This is a genomic window from Aquirufa sp. (genome assembly GCF_964796385.1).
Map to the genome: position 1 here is coordinate 49,564 of NZ_CBAUBA010000013.1, position 16,579 is coordinate 66,142.

A 16,579-nucleotide genomic window follows, 5' to 3' on the forward strand; every position below is an offset into this window, starting at 1 on the left:
TTAGGAATCAGCCCTTTTTAGTTATGGACGACTAAATCAATGATTTTAAATAGCGTGAGGCAGAAGGTCATTAAACCGAGTGTCCATTTAATGTTTGATTTCATTGTCTTTTCAATGGTGGCCTCCATTCGTGACTCAAAAGAAATAAATCTTGCCTCTAAGGTTCCGAATCTTGCTACAAGCGTTTGAAACTTACCTTCAAGTGCATAGAATCTACTTTCAAGATGATGGAATTTTACCTCAAGTTCAGAAAAGTCTAATCGTAGCTGTGCCACATCCGCGGCCAACTCATCCAATCGTATTTCGATATGATTGATGTGATTGAATGCTGATTTCAATAAAAGCGTATTGACATCTTGATCTGACAATGCTTCTCCATTTGAAAATTTGTTCTCAATCTGCTGTATTCGAGGCTGAATCATTTCTAGGAGCTGATTCTCAATTTTGGAATTCTTTCTCATTATCCGGGCTAGGTTTGATAAAACAAATTTCCCACGATAAAATCCTGTTTCCTATTCAATAAATGACTAATCGAAAGATTATTAGTTTAATGATTTAATCCACTCACGTATGAGCGCAACGCCCTCTTGATGTACAATAGACCGACCGAGTTCCGGCATCATGACGCCCGGATCATGTGAATTCATGCGGTAATGTAGAATACTTTCGGCTGGTTTTCCTGCAACAATATCGTATTGCAATCCACCCGATCCCCGGCCCGCCGCTACAGGTGATTTCATCATCCCATATGCCGTTGTGCCATAATAGCGGTAATCAAGAAATAGGCCAGAACTTTTCGCAGGCCCTTTCGGGTTGTGGCAATGCGCACAATTGATATCTAAATAAGCTTTAACGCGTTCATTTAATGATGCACTTTCGTCTATATACGAAACAAATTGTGGACGGGATGTTGCAACGTCACGCATTTGATTCGTCCGACTCCAATAGTCCAATTGGTTTTCATTCCCGTGCGCAAATTGCATCGATGCATTCATCTGCCGCGCTGAAGGACCTATCGGAGTCATCTTGCCATCGCGCTCGTGACATCCCTTACATTGATTAACATTGGGTACAACATAATTCACCTGCTGCTTTTTGCCTTGTTGGTTCTTAAACTCCACCAAACTCGTACCTCCAGCCACCTCTAAATATGCCTCCGTTTGCTCTTCATTCCAAATATATGGTAAGGCCACCCAGCCCGTTGGTTCATGGCTGAGAATACGCGTTTCCATGAGGCGCCGACTGCCATTAGGCTTACGCTCATCCATGGGATAATAAAAGGTCTTAGCGATACGGGTCCCTACAGGAAATTGGAATACCGAATCGGGATTGTAAGCCACAGATTTGCCCGATGGCAATTGTACAAAACGTAATTTGTGCGCGTAATCTGAAAATAAAGGAGATATCAATTCATAGGGAGTCACACCGGAATGGGGTAATTGATTTTTCAATTCCCGTTCAAACAAGCCATATTCCGATAATTTACTCGGAAATTTAGGCCCCGGCTGATAAGAAAATAAGCCCAATAACAAGATAAATCCTAGGTATCGCATCGCTAAAATTGATTCGATTTGACATATTCCTGTACACAATCAAGCTCCTTGGGATTGCGACGCACATTCTTAAAATCATGTTCCGCATCCATATTGGCCACAGATTGGTTTAAATTTTGATGCACGCAAATCCGATGCTGAGGTAAATATTGTCCATCACTTCCACAACGCGTTGAATCCAATATACCATCATAAACGATTTGCGGCACATTCCGACCAAAACGTAGTTTGAATCGGTATATTTGCGCAAAGCGTCCTTCCAATGGAACGCGTCCAAGCCGACGCTCAAAGGTATTTTTATATACCGAAATGGCGGTCGGATAGGGGTCATATTCTTTATCTTTAATGGCTATTTCTGCCATGAAATAAGAAATGATACCTACGCCAACAGTGCGATGATTTAAGATTTTATTGTCGAAAATGTCTACGTTGCTCGTCGCGAGAATTAACATTCCAGTTCCGCGGGGAACTTTGCCAACAATATTGCCTTTGGGTGCAAAATTAGATAGGTTATTGTCTTCAATGAGGTTGTCATGAACCTTGACGAATCCACCCTTTTTCTGAATTAGATCAGGTAAGTCAAAGACCAATATACCTCCTGTATTTCCATAGGCATGATTGTGATGTACATCCGCATAAATCGAGTTCTCTATCTCAATGCCCGCCACGTTTTGATAGGCAGTGCAATTTTTTATCTCAATGTTTTTAGATTGGCCCACATAAATTCCCGCATCTGATGCGCCTATGGCGATGCAACTATCGATTAAAATATTTGTGCAAAGCACTGGGTATAAGGCATAGGAACCATTTTGCGGTTTTGGGCCACCGGTCCATTCCGCTTTGATGCGTCGGAATATGATATCCTTCACGTGCATCGTTTTAATGAGATCACCTTTGGAATCCTGAACGGTCAAATCTTCCAAAATTATATTTTCACAGTTGGTGATTTTTATCCCTTCAGCTCCCGTTTTTTGATTTTTAAAGTTTAAAACCGTTTTGTCCATTCCTTTTCCACGAATGGTGATTTTCTTCTTTCCCTCTAAGGAAAGACTACCTGAAATTTGAAAACTACCAGCCTCCACTTCAATCACATCGCCATCTGTGGCAAGAATTAGTTGTGTCTGGAGTGCTTTTTCAAATTGGGCTTGCCCCATGACTGGAGAAAGCCCAATGAATAATAATAAAACGAAAATGTATTTCATTTGAATTAGTTACGAGGACCACCCGCACGCATTTGCGTTTGCATAGTCTTATATTTTTCTAATTGCTCAGGTGTCAATATAGCTTTTAATGTTTCCATTTGGCTCTCGTTGATCTTCTTCATTTCACCCATCATCTCCTCACGATCCATTCCTGCTTGACGGAATTCCATCATTTTCTCAACGCGAGTAACGAGCAGAGGCTCAATTTTATTCTCTTGTTCTTTCGTCAATTTCAACTCTGAACTCATGCGATTCAATTGATTCATAGCCATTTCCTGTGGACTTGGCATTTGCGCGTGTGCTGCTTCGCCAGCTCCCCAAAGGGCAACGACCATGGCGATTGTTGTTAAGATCTTTTTCATTTTTTATAGTTTAGTTTTTCAAGTTAATTAATTTATTCAAATACCGTATTCCAAATCAATGAATAAACTTCCGTTGGCTCCATGTAATCAGTTACTTGATTATCAGCAATAAATAAAGGATAATAGGCTTCTTCACAAAAAGGACTTCCATGTGATCCTTTTACTAAGTTCGCGTCCAATGGAATTACATCCATTCGGTAGCGGAATCCTGTCAGTTTACGTGCCAATTTATAGGCAGCGCGCAACTTAATCAACGGATTTTTAGGGTCCATAAATATCTCAACTGGATCGTAACCCGGCTTCTTGAAGATGTCCACGCAACGGGCAAAATCAGGTGCTTTATTGTCGGCCAGCCAATAATAGTAGGTAAACCAGGCATCAGAATCTGCAATCAACACTAAATCACCCGCTCGTGGGTGGTTGATGTGAAATACAGCTAATTCATCTCCTGAGAGTACTTTTTTGACACCTTGCGTTTGCATCAATAGCAGCTTAACCTCATCCAAAACGGATGCATCTGGACAATAAACATGTGCAATCTGATGATCAGAAACTGCAAATGCGCGCGAAGCACCACAATCCAATAATTCCAATCCTTGTTCCTCCCGTATTGCGATATAGCCTACCTCACGTAATATACGATTCAAATGAACAGGTTTTGATACATCATTAATTCCGTATTCGGATAAGATAATTACTTTCGCCCCTTTGCTTTCGAAATGCGTAATCAATCGTTCAACCACTTGATCAATCTCCTGTAAATCGCCTTTAATCTTTTCAAAATCTACCCCGAATTTCTGTAAGCAATAATCTAAATGAGGCAAATAGATGAATGTCAATGTCGCATCAAATTTCTTATCCACATAAATGGACGCATCTGCTATCCAATTCGTCGATTTGATATTCGCATTAGGTCCCCAGAAATTAAACAAAGGAAATGTCCCAAAGGCTTCCTGCAATTCATCTCGCAAATCAGCCGGATGGCTGTAACAATCAGGCATTTTCACACCATCTGAATGATATTGAGGCCGAGGTGTTACAGAATAATCAGCCGATGAATACATGTTGTACCACCAAAATAAATTAGCACAAGTGAAATTTGGGTCTTTTTTATGTCCAGCATCCCATATCTTTTCATCGTCCACCAACTTATTGGATTGCTTCCAAAACTTAACTTCGGAATCGGATTTATCATACCAACCGTTACCTACGATGCCATGCGAACTTGGATATTTTCCTGTCAAATACACACTTTGAGATGTGGTCGTTACCGCCGGAAATGGGGGCTTAATCTTCGACTTCTTTTTGCCCGAAATATATGCGTCCAAAAAGGGAGTATATCGACCTAAAATACTTTCACTTAGGCCTACTATATCAATGACTACGGTTTTTTGCATAATAAGTCTTGAATATAAGTGACCTCACGTGCGATTGAGGTTTCAATCGATTCTTGATATTCGGACGGCAAAACGCCCCATGTATAGGTCTCAATTTCCATCATGCGCGTAACGTTGTGCTGTTGATGGTAGGCCAATGTTTCTCCGATTTCTGCTTGGGTGGAATTCAATAAGCCATAGGAATCTAGGAACAAAGGCACATGGAAATGCACCCTCCATTCGTCATAAACTCCTTCTTTGTATTGCGCTAGTGCTTCTCCCAAATCCTTAAACTGCACATAGCTTCCATCTTTTTTCAAAGCTTTCACCTGGTGTAAATAGGTCGGCTCTTCGTATTGTTTTAATGCTACAATACGTTCGGTCGCATCTTTTCTCAAATCTACGCGAAGGGCGGAACTGATTTGAATCTTGCCGATAGAAATGTTTTTATCCACTAATTCTTGTAAACAATTAGCAGGTTTATCGTATGAAACTCCATAATGACATACATCGAAACAGATATGAATATGTCGGCGCACCCAATCCTCCGGAATCCCTGCAGTAATCGCAAAAGGAATCAACGTATCTGTGTACCAATCAACGAATTCGCGGTGATTTTCTAATAATCCATCCGGTTCAGGTTCGATGTCAATGTGAATCCATTTACCCGTTTTCTGTTCGGTTTGCGCCAAATATGGAACTAATTTTAATAATTCCATCGTGGCTAGACCGATCGCAGCACCGCGCTGATCCCACCAAAATTTATAAGAAAGAGGAGAAGTAGAAATCCCTCCTTCGTGTTGCTCTGATGGCAATAATTGTACGAGTAAATCGATTAACCTTCGGGAATAATTCACACGATCCTGTGTCGTCCAGTCGGGCGCATGCACCTGATCTTTAACAATTGTATTATGGAATCCACCATAAGGAAACCCATTCAATGTAAAAATGTAAATATCTTCTTGCGCTAGCCAGTTTTTTAGTGTTGCTAGTTTGTTTGGATCTTCGATTAAATCAATGCTCGCCTGATTGGCAATACGCAATCCCAATCCCATGGCTTGGTCGGGGCAAACTTCCTTTTTGACCTTTGGGACAGTTGCTTGCAAATTGGCAAAATGTTCCTCCCAAATCTCTCCAGGATGGATATTACTACAATAACTCAGGTGTCCGTAGGCTGTATTCATGTTAGGCGTAGGTGGCAAGTAAAGCAACGGATGCTTGGATAGTCTTGAAGTCCATTTCGTGCACTTCTTCCCCTTTTCCTAGGGCTTTCAACAAAGTGATGGTCAAGTGACCGCCCAAATGTTCTTGGAATTCTTGTAAGCCTTTGTGCAAGTTTTGGCAATTATTTTCTGCCAAAGCTGGATGGTATAAATCAAAGCCTAAGCCTTTGATGACTGTCAAAATACGTTCGCAATCTGAGATTGAAATCTCTCCAATCAAGTGCGAGTAAATGCAATCCAAAGCAATCCCGATCGCAACCGCTTCACCATGACGAATGTTGAAATCAGAAAGATATTCCAATTTATGTGCAGCCCAGTGCCCAAAATCCAGAGGTCTCGCTGATCCCAATTCGAATGGGTCACCACCTGAAATATGTTTCATGTGCAAGTCGGCACAACGATAAATCTGTTCCACCATCGCATCTTCGTTGCGGGCATTCATGGCTGAAACATTGGCCTCTAACCATTCGAAAAAAGCTAAATCTTTGATTAAAGCAACCTTAATTGCTTCCGCTATTCCAGAACGCCAATCGCGATCTTCTAAGGTGCTTAAAAATACCACATCATTAAACACAGCTACGGCAGGAGCAAAGGTTCCCAAGAAATTCTTCTTTCCTAAGTAATTGACCCCATTTTTAACGCCTACCCCTGAATCATTTTGGGATAAAACAGTTGTGGGTATACGAATCAATTTCACTCCTCGATGGGAGATAGCTGCGGCGTATCCCGACATATCCAAGAACGCACCACCACCAATGGCCGCCACAAATGAATGTCGGTCTATCCGATGTTCGTCTATGGCGCGTACCACTTCTTCATAGAATCTAGGGTCGTTTTTACAACCTTCTCCTCCAGGTAAGACAAGTAGTTCAGGTGCTAAATCCGCTACATTATTGGATTCAAAATAGGTGACAATCGAATTTGTTAACGTTGGATGTGCATCTGCCACGCCTTTATCAATGACAAAAAGTATACGTTTCCGGAAATTGCTTTGACCAAAATTTGAAATAAAATCACACAAGGTTTTATTGCCCACATCAAACAAGTGTTTTGTAAAAATCACTTGGTAACTAAAAGGAACTTGAAATTGCTGTTTTAAAACTTGCATGAAAAAGAGATTAAGAAACGGCGAATTTTTTACCTACCCATATCGAGATTGGCAATAATGCTAGGGTAACAAAAGCCATGTAATATTGTTCACTCACACTAACCCAGGCGGCATTCATTAAGATAAGTGTTAAAACACCTGTCTTAACTGTTTGGCCAATATTAGGTCCAATCGGGTTTTTAATTGCTTTTGTCAATTTAGAAAAAATCAAATAAGCATGCACCAAAACAAATGGTAGCATGAAAAGTAGTTTATCTGCTTTTTGGCCTACAGCTATTTGGCTTCCATGTACCACGATAAATAGAAATGCGGCAAACCATAAGGGTGCCGACTGGCTTCCATGTACCTCGCCGCGACTCACTAAGGTAATTGCAGCTATGTAAATCAACGGAATTAAAATTAAATAAAAATGTTCCAATACGCCTAATTCATAAACGCTCATGCCTAACATTAAGTTAAATGCCCGACATAATCCCATATTAATTGGTCCAAAAATACGCATGTGCTTACCCTTGTAATCGTAAAACAACGCAAATAGGGTAACGAGTACTGCTACGATGCCACTTAGACGACTCTGCCAAAAAGCTACGAATATACCCAAAGATAACAACACAATTCCTCCGAATATTGCTTCTACCCGTTGAATTCGGCCGCTTGGCAAGGCTCGCTCAGGACGTTCTAGGATATCCAACTCGTGGTCAAAAACGTCATTAAAGACCACACCTCCGGCATATAAACACATGGTTGATATTCCCAGGAACACGACTGGCCAAAATTGGTAACCTAAAGTCCCAAAGGTAAATCCTACAATCGCCATACCAGCTAATACATCTGTTAATGCCGTGATAACATTGGCAGGACGCATGAGTTCAAGAAAGGCTCTAAATTTAATGCGCATTAGCGAATGATTAAGGAATCTTTGTTGATGCGTGGAGCTTGTCCACCCCGTAAAATTGTATTTCCGTTGAATTTTTGAGTTTGATCTATTTCCAATCCGTTGATGAAATCCGATTCTTGAATCTGCCCACTTTGAGCAAATGCATCAAGTGCATTTTGATACGTTACTAAACGTATATGTTCATCAGGAACCTCTTTAATCTTCATCAATGCGGCCGTTTTCGGAATTGCTAATGGATCCGAAATACCCCAGTCGGCAGCAGAATTCACCATGATTCGTTCGGGTCCATATTGTTTTACAATTTCCACCATGCGCTCATTGCCCATTTTGGTAAATGGATAAATCGTAAACGCAGCGTAAAAACCTTGATCTAAAACGGATTTCACAGTTTCTTCATTGTTGTGATCAATGATGACCATATTCGGTGCGATACCATGCTCTAAAGCAATGGCCATGCTACGTTCCGTCCCTTTTTTCTTATCACGATGTGGTGTGTGCACTTGAACAGGGAGATTCATTTCCTTCGCTAGTTCTAATTGTGCACGGTAATATTTTTCTTCGGCAGCTGTTTGGTCATCGAACCCGATTTCCCCCACGCCCACAACACCTTCTTTTTGCAAAAACAAAGGTAAAATTTCCATTACTTGTTCTGCCAAAGCTTCATGATTTGCTTCGCGCGAATTTAGACCTATCGTACAATAATGTTTAATGCCAAATTGAGAAGAACGAAAACGCTCCCAACCTACTAAGCTCGCGAAATAGTCTTTGAATGACGCTAAACCGGTACGTGGCTGACCCAACCAAAAAGCTGGTTCAATCAATGCGACAACGCCCGCATCTGCCAAGGCTTGGTAATCATCCGTTGTCCGAGACGTCATGTGCACATGCGGATCAAAGAATTTCATGCCTTGGGTATATTGGGCAAAAGTTCCATCAACGGCATGCGCAGTGGATTTCTCTTGTTCAGTTCCTTCAAAATGAGAAGGATTTCCAATGGGTTTATGTTCTTGGCACATATTAAACGATGTAAATGGGTTCAGGTTCTTCTAATTCTTGCCAAAGTCCGTGCGTGCTGCCTGGATTTTGAACTTCTTGTTTCACTAAAGATGCAGCAACGACATCTCGTGGGTTTTTAGATAAGGCTAATTTTTCAATATCTGAGCGCAAACTTTCGTTGATAAATCGTGGTACAAGTCTCCATACTTGTGAAGGAACCCGTCGGCCTGCCGACCATCTTTCATGGGCAAAATCAGATAATGTATCGGCTAGGGCTTGGTTTGCGCGTTCATCTAACCCAATGATTTGATTAATTGCTTTATCGTTGAAAATGCATTTAAGTACTAATTGGTTCCAAGCCGCCTCGTTAAAATAGTCTTTTGGATACGTATTGCCAAAGGCTATTGCATCGAATACCGGTCCCATATTGGAGCGCACAGCATCCGTTGCACGCAACAAAAATGATGAGGGATTTGGCAAATAAGGTAATGAGCGAGTTAGTGCAACTGCTTCTTGCATTTCTGCAGTTTCGAATAACGCGGTTACATTGGCTTCGTCCAATTGTGTTACTATATCTACACGAACGAGTTGGTCTAAAGTCCAACCAGAGAACTCACCACTTTCAATATTTATTTTAGAAATAAATCGGGGAACCTTTACGAAAGATAAAGCCAATGCTTTACCCGTTAAGGTTTTTTGCTCAACTAGCCAATTAGATTCGGCTTCACTGGCAAGGGCTGCAATGGTTTCAATGATATTTATATTCGTTTTCACGGCTAATTAGGTTCCTTTCAACGAAAATACTAAAAAAATCGAGGATTTTTATGATTTAATGACTTGATCAATATTCTCATGTTGTTTTATCCGATAGGGTCCTTTGCGAAGAAGGAGAATTGGAAAAAAATATCTATACAATACAGCTAATTTTTGCGTAAAAATGCGTTGGTTTTTCGTGTCATGGTCCAAGGGTTTCTGGGTCAATAGATTTAAGCTAATTTTCCAAACCCAGAAAATGGGCGCAAGTAATGTATAGTTCAAATAGATTAGAGAATATGCTACGATCCCATAGCTTTTTCGTATCCAAAGCAAATTGGATACTTGTATTTGAACAGAAAATCGATTAATCCACGAGTATTCTGTACGTCGAAATTCATTTTCTTTGATTAAATGGATGAAATTGACATCTTTAAAATAGGCTAATTTGCCAATTTTACTTAAGCGAAAACTTAGCTCTGCATCTTCAGCATACATAAAAAAGTCTTCATCCCAGCCGTTTAGTACGAGTAAGTTCTCTTTAGATGCCATGAGAAACGCACCTACTAAATTATTAGTTTCCTCGGATCTTGAAAACTGTTGGCTAGGTAAAAGCAGATTGATTAAGCGGTGGAAAAAAGGTTTATTAGGTAAAATATAAAAATCCCTACGTATATCATTTAAGGTGCGGTAATAGGGTAAGGCTTGTTTGTTACTATCGAGTTGATTTCCACCTAGGGCAACTAACGATTTATCATACACCAAATGTTGCATTGCCTGATGAATACTTGTATCAAAAATGAGTGTATCCGTATTTAAAAATAAGATATATTTGCCTACTGCAGCTTTTAATCCTATGTTATTAGCAATTGAAAAACCAGAGTTATATCCTGCATCAATCCATCGAGTTTCAGGAAATTCAGTAAGAATTTGCTCATTTGCATTTGGAATAAAATGATTGTCAACGACAATACATTCAAACTGCAAATTGTTTGTATGCGCGTACACACTGCGCAAACAATTTAATAAGAGCGCTTCTGTTTGGTAATTAACAAATACAATTGATACATCCATTCAAATCAAAATTAGTTTGATTTTATTTTAATTAGACGTCTCCAAGTCTTTTTCTTTTCCAATGTCTTCGCAATTCTCTATATTTCCGTTATAAAAATATCATGACTATGAATTTACGTTATCTATTTATTTTGATTTTGTTTACGTTTATTCAAGCAGAGTCATTAGCACAAAATTTTACGTTTGAGGCAGTAAAGTCCTATGCTTTTCCAACCGAATTGGTTCGGTCAAAGAAAGGAGATAAGATTGCATGGGCATTCGACGAGAAAGGCGTTCGAAATGTTTATGTGGCGGAATCTCCGAATTTCGAGGCTAGGAAGTTGACAAATTTCAAAGAGGATGATGGTCAAGAAATAACGTCAATTTCCATTTCAGATGATGGCAAGTGGGTATTATTTGTTCGAGGTGGGGATCATGGAGCAAATTTTGATGATGAAAGAGCGGTAAATCCATCTGGAGATACAGAACCCCAAATGGTTCGTGTCATGCAAATTGCTTTCATTGGCGGACCTATTCGTGTCATTTCTGAAGGGGATTTTCCAGTGATTTCACCCGATAATAAAGTCGTTGCTTATATTAAGGAAGGCCAACCTTGGGTATGTAAACTGGATACGAATGAGAATGAAGATTTTTTAGAGGCGCCTATTCGTCTGCTAAAAACAAGGGGGGCGGTACATTCGTTGGCCTGGGCCCCGACCGGCAATAAGATTGCATTTGTTTCGAATCGTGGTGATCATTCTTTTGTGGGTTATTTTGAACTTGGAAAATCAGTGGTTAATTGGCTTGATCCTTCTTTCGCGAAGGATATTAGTCCGCGTTGGTCACCTGATGGCACCCAAATTGCTTTTGTTCGCACACCAGCGGAAGGGGGGTCAACAGATTCGCTTACCCAGCGAAAGCGTATTCCTTGGTCTATTCGAAAAGTTAGCTTACTAATGGGGGAGAAGTCTGCTCTAGTTTGGGAAGCACCTAATACCTATCGCGGTTCATTGCCGACAACGGACGGTGGAACGAATTTATTTTGGCCACGTTTGGATCGATTGGTTTTCACTTCTTACCATGATGGCTGGCCACATGCATATTCAATAGCATCTACGGGTGGAGTTGCCTTATTATTAAGTCCTGGTGATTTTATGGTAGAACATTTACGTATCAGTTCAGATGGAAATTCAGTATTTTTTGATGCCAATACAGGGAGTGATGTGACAGATAAAGATCGCCGACATATTTGTCAAGTATCTGTGGATAAGGCTGATATGAAGGTTCTAACTCCGGGAACGGGTATTGAATGGTCGGCAGTTTCTGTTTCAAGTGGTTATGTTTACATTGGGTCGGGTGCAAAGAAAGCTCCTCAATTGATGTTGGCAGGCTCATCTCCCACGCGTTCGTTGACGGAAAGTTTAATCCCAACTGAATTTCCTGCAAGTGCTTTGGTTGAACCTAAACAAGTGATTTTAAAATCCTTGGATGGGCTAACAATTCATGGGCAGATTTTTGATTCTTCAAATGGTACGCAGAAAAAACCAGCTATTATTTTTGTTCATGGGGGACCGCCTCGCCAAATGTTATTGGGCTGGCATTATTCTGATTATTATGCAAATGCGTATGCTTTAAATCAGTATTTAGCTAATCAAGGTTTTGTGGTATTATCGGTCAATTACCGTTTGGGAATTGGGTATGGATATGATTTCCATAATCCAAAATCTGCGGGCCAATGGGGCGCATCTGAGTATTTAGATATTAAGGCAGCAGGCGAGTGGCTGGGCCAACAATCTTTTGTGGATAATAGAAAAATAGGGATTTATGGTGGATCCTATGGCGGTTATTTAACTGCTTTGGGATTGGCTCGTGATTCTAAGTTATTTGCTGTAGGTGTTGATATTCACGGTGTGCATGATTGGGCGCATCAGCGCGAGATTCCGATGGAAGTATTGTCAGGACCACATAAAGCTCCTGACGCTGATTGGGCGACTAGTCTTGCTTATCGATCTTCACCAATTTCTTCAATTGATACATGGAAATCCCCCGTGTTAATTATTCATGCGGATGACGATCGTAATGTATCGTTTAGTCAATCAGTTGATTTAATTAATCGATTGCAAAAGAAAAAAGTTCCGATGGAATCGATGGTCATTGTTGATGACACGCATCACTGGATGAAGTATTCAAATACGCTCAAAGTATTTCAAGCCACTGCTGATTTTTTCAAGTCTAAGCTTTTGAAATAGGTTTCACGTTGATTTTAGCTTAATTTTGCGCCATGCAAGAAAGACCTATAACTGACTGGCTTCCATTGACAAAGAAGGAAGTTGAAAAACGTGGCTGGGATGAACTCGATGTTATCCTGATTTCAGGTGATGCTTATGTAGATCATCCGGCGTTTGGTACGGCGGTTATCGGTCGTATTATGGAGAGTGAAGGTTTGAAGGTGGGGATTGTTGCGCAGCCTAATTGGCAAGATGATTTACGTGATTTCAAGAAGTTAGGGAAACCAAAATACTTTTTTGGTGTAACGGCAGGTTGTATGGATTCCATGGTGAATCATTATACGGCAAATAAGCGGTTGCGTTCTAATGATTCATATACGCCGGGTGGTGAAGCGGGTTTTCGTCCTGATTATGCTACGACGGTTTATTCCAATATTTTAAAGGAGATTTATCCGGATGTCCCTGTTTTAATTGGGGGCATCGAAGCCTCTTTACGACGCGTAACCCACTATGATTATTGGGCTGATAAATTATTTCCATCAATTTTAGTTGATTCCAAAGCGGATATGTTGGTGTATGGCATGGGAGAACAACCCTTGCGCGAAATCATCCGTGGCGTCAAATCAGGTAAACAATTGTCGGAATTAACCGATATTAATCAAGTGGCTTTTGTTCAAAATCAGTCGGAACCATTACCGGTCGTTGGTGATTGGGAAACGGTTCAACTGGCGAGTCATGAGGTTTGCTTACAAGATAAGATTAAGTATGCGTCCAACTTCAAGATTGTGGAAGTGGAGTCGAATAAATGGCAGGCGAATCGGATTACGCAGGCTGTTGGTGATGAGGTATTGGTAATTAATCCGCCGTTTAAGACGATGGAAGAAGTGGAAATGGATAAGTCATTTGATTTGCCATATACGCGTATGCCACATCCGAAATATAAGAAACGTGGGCCAATCCCGGCCTATGAGATGATTAAATTTTCGGTGAATATGCACCGGGGCTGTTTCGGAGGTTGTAGTTTTTGCACGATTTCTGCGCATCAAGGGAAATTTATTGCTTCCCGAAGTGAGAAATCGATTATGAAAGAGGTGGATGAAATTACAAAGCATCCAGAATTCAAGGGTTACATTTCAGATTTAGGAGGTCCATCGGCTAACATGTATCGGATGAAGGGGAAGGATGAATCGATATGTGCTAAATGCATGAGCCCATCATGCATTCACCCGGTGATTTGCAATAATTTAGATACCAACCATACGCCATTGACGGAGATTTACCGAAAGGTGGATGCGCATCCAGGAATAAAAAAAGCGTTTGTTGGCTCTGGTGTACGTTATGATTTATTGGTTGATGATTTTAATAAAAACAATCAAGATGGCAACCACGATGAATACCTGGAACAATTGATTACGCGCCATGTATCAGGTCGATTGAAAGTTGCCCCAGAACACACATCGGATGCAACATTACGTGTTATGCGTAAGCCTTCGTTTAAGTATTTTCATGCGTTCAAGAAGAAGTATGATGAGATTTCTGCCAAATTTGGTTTGAAGCAGCCTTTGATTCCGTACTTCATTTCATCGCATCCAGGATGTGAGGAAGAAGATATGGCAAATTTAGCGGCTGAGACGAAGGATCTAGGGTTTCAATTGGAGCAAGTTCAGGATTTCACCCCTACACCGATGACGGTGGCTGAGGTGATCTATTATTCGGGTGTTCATCCATACACCTTGCAGCCGATTAAAACAGCAAAGACTAGAGAGGAAAAGCAGAATCAGAATAAGTATTTCTTTTGGTACAAGGCGGAGTATAAGGATTGGATTCGTAATCGGTTGACATATTTAAAGCGACCGGATTTAGCCCAACGATTATTGGGATTTAGAAATAACAAAACGGGTTGGAAGAAGTAATCCTGATTTTAATTTAAAACAAGAATTTGATGGAGGATGTAGAACAATTAATCGTGCGCGATAGTAATGGAGCAGTTTTGAAAGAGGGCGATTCGGTTACGGTGATTAAAGATTTAAAGGTACGTGGATCATCCGGTGTGATTAAACGCGGGACTATGGTAAAAAATATTCGTTTGACAGATGATGCGGCTGAGGTAGAGGGAAAAGTTGAGAAATCAGTGATGGTTTTACGGACGGAGTTTTTAAAGAAAGTGTAAATAAGTCGCTAGTCATTAGTCACTAGTCGTTATATCGGATGGGATTAGTCCTGGTTCCGGAGGTCTTTTTACCTCTTGCCTCTTCATTCTTACTTCTTAACTCAAAATTATTCTTCTTCAATCTCGGGTTCCTCATCCTGAATCAGTCCTTGATTTAGTTTTTTGGTCGATTTAATACCAAGTTTATGTAGTTTTTCAGCGCGGTTAATTAGGTTTCCTTTTCCTGTGCTCAATTTGTTAAGTGCTCCTGTATGGGCATCTTCAGCACGTTTCATGTACTTGCCGACATCTTCCATGTCTTGAGTAAATGATACGAATTTGTCGTATAGATCACCTGCTTGTCGCGCAATTTCAATGGCATTTCGAGTTTGGTATTCTGTTTTCCAAACAGAAGCGATGGTACGCAAGGTTGCCAATAGGGTAGAAGGGGAGACCAAGACGATTTTACGTTCCCAGGCGAAATTGAATAAGGTGGTATCTTGGCTAATCGTTGCTACAAAACCTGATTCAATTGGGATAAATAGAATGGTAAAATCAGGGCTATTTAAGTCGAGACCAGTATGATAATCTTTGGCTGATAATAATTTGATATGTGTTTTTAGTGACTCGATGTGTTCTTTAAGTGCTTGGTCTTTTTCAATGGTGCCTTCTTCGGCACTAGTGTAGCGTTCGTAGGCAATTAGAGACACTTTGGAGTCGATAATTAGGTTTTTGCTATCTGGCAAAAATATGACCGCATCGGGTTTGATGGTCTCGTTGATCTGGTTTTTGGTTACGAATTGGGTTTCGTATTCCATACCTTTTTTGAGGCCTGAGCTTTCCAAAACACGTTCTAAAATCATTTCTCCCCAGTTTCCTTGGGATTTATTGGATCCTTTGAGGGCGTTTGTTAGGTCTTCTGTTTTTTGAGTTACGGTTTGATTTAGGCTTGTCAAATTCTTGATTTGCTCCAACAGCACCGTATTTTGATGTGTTGAATTTTTTTGTCCTTCGTTTACGCGTGTTTCAAATGCCAAAAGTTTTTCTTTGAGCGGATTTAAAACATCGTTTAACTTTACTTGTTGTTGGTCACTCAGCATACGTCCTTGTCGGAGCACGGATTCATTGCTAATCTCAGTTAGCATTTTCCGCATTTTATCCTCGTCGGCCTTCTGGTTTTCCACCGTAGTTTTGAGCGTTTCGTTCTGACCTTCGAGTTGGGATAATTTCCCAAACATCGCTTTATTCTCTTGCTCTAGTGTATCTACTTTAGTTTGTATGCTGCTTAACTGGGCCAATTGACTCGTTAATAGGGTTATTTTACCTTGAAGTAGGATGTAGGTACTGCCGGCTCCGGCGATGATTGCGATGAGAATGTATAGGATAGTCATGTCGCAAATATAGGGAAAAGAGAGTAAAGAGTAGAGAGGAAAGAGTAAAGAGTAGAGATTAGGGAAAATACTCTTTACTCCCTACTCTTTACTCTCTACTCCGAACTGACCACTGACTACTGATTATTTTTGGGCACAAAAAAAACCCACACTTTCGGTGCAGGTCTTTCTTAAATAACTTGGAGCTTACTTACTTTCCCGGGTTTGATCCCAGTATCATCAGCGGTGCGGGGCTTAACTTCTCTGTTCGAGATGGGAAGAGGTGAACACCCGTCCTATCGGCTCCA

General features: G+C 40.6%; 15 protein-coding genes and 1 rRNA gene. 3 read left to right on the plus strand and 13 right to left on the minus strand.

Features of this window, described 5'->3' with window-relative positions:
- Window positions 1-17: 17 nt before the first annotated feature.
- The 11 genes from AC1W6K_RS05945 to AC1W6K_RS05995 form a co-directional block, all read right to left on the minus strand.
- Window positions 18-461 carry a hypothetical protein gene (locus tag AC1W6K_RS05945; RefSeq protein WP_481946791.1) on the minus strand — a complete coding sequence of 148 codons (444 nt, stop codon included), beginning with the start codon at window positions 459-461 and terminating at the stop codon, window positions 18-20.
- An 81-nt stretch (window positions 462-542) separates the two neighbouring features.
- Window positions 543-1,553: an SO2930 family diheme c-type cytochrome gene (locus tag AC1W6K_RS05950; RefSeq protein WP_481946792.1), complete on the minus strand. Its 1,011-nt coding sequence runs from the start codon at window positions 1,551-1,553 to the stop codon at window positions 543-545.
- A gap of 2 nt (window positions 1,554-1,555) precedes the next feature.
- Window positions 1,556-2,755 carry a parallel beta-helix domain-containing protein gene (locus AC1W6K_RS05955; RefSeq protein ID WP_481946793.1) on the minus strand — a complete coding sequence of 400 codons (1,200 nt, stop codon included), beginning with the start codon at window positions 2,753-2,755 and terminating at the stop codon, window positions 1,556-1,558.
- Window positions 2,756-2,760: 5 nt separating this feature from the next.
- Window positions 2,761-3,117, minus strand: coding sequence for a hypothetical protein (locus tag AC1W6K_RS05960; RefSeq protein ID WP_481946794.1), 357 nt, complete (start codon window positions 3,115-3,117; stop codon window positions 2,761-2,763).
- Window positions 3,118-3,149: 32 nt separating this feature from the next.
- Window positions 3,150-4,514, minus strand: coding sequence for an alkaline phosphatase family protein (locus AC1W6K_RS05965; RefSeq protein WP_481946795.1), 1,365 nt, complete (start codon window positions 4,512-4,514; stop codon window positions 3,150-3,152).
- Complete coding sequence (gene eboE, locus AC1W6K_RS05970) at window positions 4,499-5,677, minus strand: metabolite traffic protein EboE (RefSeq protein WP_481946796.1); 1,179 nt, start codon at window positions 5,675-5,677, stop codon at window positions 4,499-4,501. Before eboE ends, AC1W6K_RS05965 begins: the two co-directional genes overlap by 16 nt.
- A 1-nt stretch (window position 5,678) precedes the next feature.
- Window positions 5,679-6,824: a 3-dehydroquinate synthase gene (locus AC1W6K_RS05975; protein WP_481946797.1), complete on the minus strand. Its 1,146-nt coding sequence runs from the start codon at window positions 6,822-6,824 to the stop codon at window positions 5,679-5,681.
- 10 nt (window positions 6,825-6,834) lie between these two features.
- On the minus strand, window positions 6,835-7,722 hold the full coding sequence (gene eboC / locus AC1W6K_RS05980) for a UbiA-like protein EboC (RefSeq protein WP_481946798.1): 888 nt from the start codon (window positions 7,720-7,722) through the stop codon (window positions 6,835-6,837).
- Window positions 7,722-8,627, minus strand: a complete 906-nt coding sequence (locus tag AC1W6K_RS05985; RefSeq protein WP_395786212.1) for a TatD family hydrolase — start codon at window positions 8,625-8,627, stop codon at window positions 7,722-7,724. Before AC1W6K_RS05985 ends, eboC begins: the two co-directional genes overlap by 1 nt.
- Before the next feature lie 112 nt (window positions 8,628-8,739).
- A complete protein-coding gene (locus AC1W6K_RS05990; RefSeq protein ID WP_481946799.1) occupies window positions 8,740-9,492 on the minus strand; it encodes an EboA domain-containing protein in 753 nt (250 codons plus the stop codon).
- Window positions 9,493-9,540: 48 nt separating this feature from the next.
- Window positions 9,541-10,545 carry a glycosyltransferase gene (locus AC1W6K_RS05995; protein WP_481946800.1) on the minus strand — a complete coding sequence of 335 codons (1,005 nt, stop codon included), beginning with the start codon at window positions 10,543-10,545 and terminating at the stop codon, window positions 9,541-9,543.
- Window positions 10,546-10,652: 107 nt separating this feature from the next.
- Between AC1W6K_RS05995 and AC1W6K_RS06000 the strand changes: the two genes are divergently transcribed.
- Genes AC1W6K_RS06000 through AC1W6K_RS06010 form a run of 3 tightly spaced genes read left to right on the plus strand, consistent with a single transcriptional unit; the run spans window position 10,653 to window position 14,922 of the window.
- Window positions 10,653-12,773 (plus strand): S9 family peptidase, encoded by a 2,121-nt coding sequence (locus tag AC1W6K_RS06000; protein ID WP_481946801.1) that lies wholly within the window; start codon window positions 10,653-10,655, stop codon window positions 12,771-12,773.
- A gap of 32 nt (window positions 12,774-12,805) precedes the next feature.
- Window positions 12,806-14,665 (plus strand): YgiQ family radical SAM protein, encoded by a 1,860-nt coding sequence (locus AC1W6K_RS06005; protein ID WP_481946802.1) that lies wholly within the window; start codon window positions 12,806-12,808, stop codon window positions 14,663-14,665.
- Between the two features lie 29 nt (window positions 14,666-14,694).
- Window positions 14,695-14,922 (plus strand): zinc ribbon domain-containing protein YjdM, encoded by a 228-nt coding sequence (locus AC1W6K_RS06010; RefSeq protein WP_481721539.1) that lies wholly within the window; start codon window positions 14,695-14,697, stop codon window positions 14,920-14,922.
- 107 nt (window positions 14,923-15,029) lie between these two features.
- Here AC1W6K_RS06010 and AC1W6K_RS06015 read toward each other — a convergent pair whose 3' ends face one another.
- Both AC1W6K_RS06015 and rrf read right to left on the minus strand, forming a co-directional pair.
- Window positions 15,030-16,292, minus strand: a complete 1,263-nt coding sequence (locus tag AC1W6K_RS06015) for a DNA recombination protein RmuC (protein WP_481946803.1) — start codon at window positions 16,290-16,292, stop codon at window positions 15,030-15,032.
- Window positions 16,293-16,469: 177 nt separating this feature from the next.
- Window positions 16,470-16,579: ribosomal RNA gene (rrf, locus tag AC1W6K_RS06020) — 5S ribosomal RNA — on the minus strand; the annotation flags it as partial.

Excerpts from the sequence above, each read along its gene's own strand:
- AC1W6K_RS05945 (WP_481946791.1), bottom strand. The coding sequence starts at position 461 with ATGAGAAAGAATTCCAAAATTGAGAATCAGCTCCTAGAAATGATTCAG.
- AC1W6K_RS05950 (WP_481946792.1), bottom strand. The coding sequence starts at position 1,553 with ATGCGATACCTAGGATTTATCTTGTTATTGGGCTTATTTTCTTATCAG.
- AC1W6K_RS05955 (WP_481946793.1), bottom strand. The coding sequence starts at position 2,755 with ATGAAATACATTTTCGTTTTATTATTATTCATTGGGCTTTCTCCAGTC.
- AC1W6K_RS05960 (WP_481946794.1), bottom strand. The coding sequence starts at position 3,117 with ATGAAAAAGATCTTAACAACAATCGCCATGGTCGTTGCCCTTTGGGGA.
- AC1W6K_RS05965 (WP_481946795.1), bottom strand. The coding sequence starts at position 4,514 with ATGCAAAAAACCGTAGTCATTGATATAGTAGGCCTAAGTGAAAGTATT.
- eboE (WP_481946796.1), bottom strand. The coding sequence starts at position 5,677 with ATGAATACAGCCTACGGACACCTGAGTTATTGTAGTAATATCCATCCT.
- AC1W6K_RS05975 (WP_481946797.1), bottom strand. The coding sequence starts at position 6,824 with ATGCAAGTTTTAAAACAGCAATTTCAAGTTCCTTTTAGTTACCAAGTG.
- eboC (WP_481946798.1), bottom strand. The coding sequence starts at position 7,722 with ATGCGCATTAAATTTAGAGCCTTTCTTGAACTCATGCGTCCTGCCAAT.
- AC1W6K_RS05985 (WP_395786212.1), bottom strand. The coding sequence starts at position 8,627 with ATGAAATTCTTTGATCCGCATGTGCACATGACGTCTCGGACAACGGAT.
- AC1W6K_RS05995 (WP_481946800.1), bottom strand. The coding sequence starts at position 10,545 with ATGGATGTATCAATTGTATTTGTTAATTACCAAACAGAAGCGCTCTTA.
- AC1W6K_RS06000 (WP_481946801.1), top strand. The coding sequence starts at position 10,653 with ATGAATTTACGTTATCTATTTATTTTGATTTTGTTTACGTTTATTCAA.
- AC1W6K_RS06005 (WP_481946802.1), top strand. The coding sequence starts at position 12,806 with ATGCAAGAAAGACCTATAACTGACTGGCTTCCATTGACAAAGAAGGAA.
- AC1W6K_RS06010 (WP_481721539.1), top strand. The coding sequence starts at position 14,695 with ATGGAGGATGTAGAACAATTAATCGTGCGCGATAGTAATGGAGCAGTT.
- AC1W6K_RS06015 (WP_481946803.1), bottom strand. The coding sequence starts at position 16,292 with ATGACTATCCTATACATTCTCATCGCAATCATCGCCGGAGCCGGCAGT.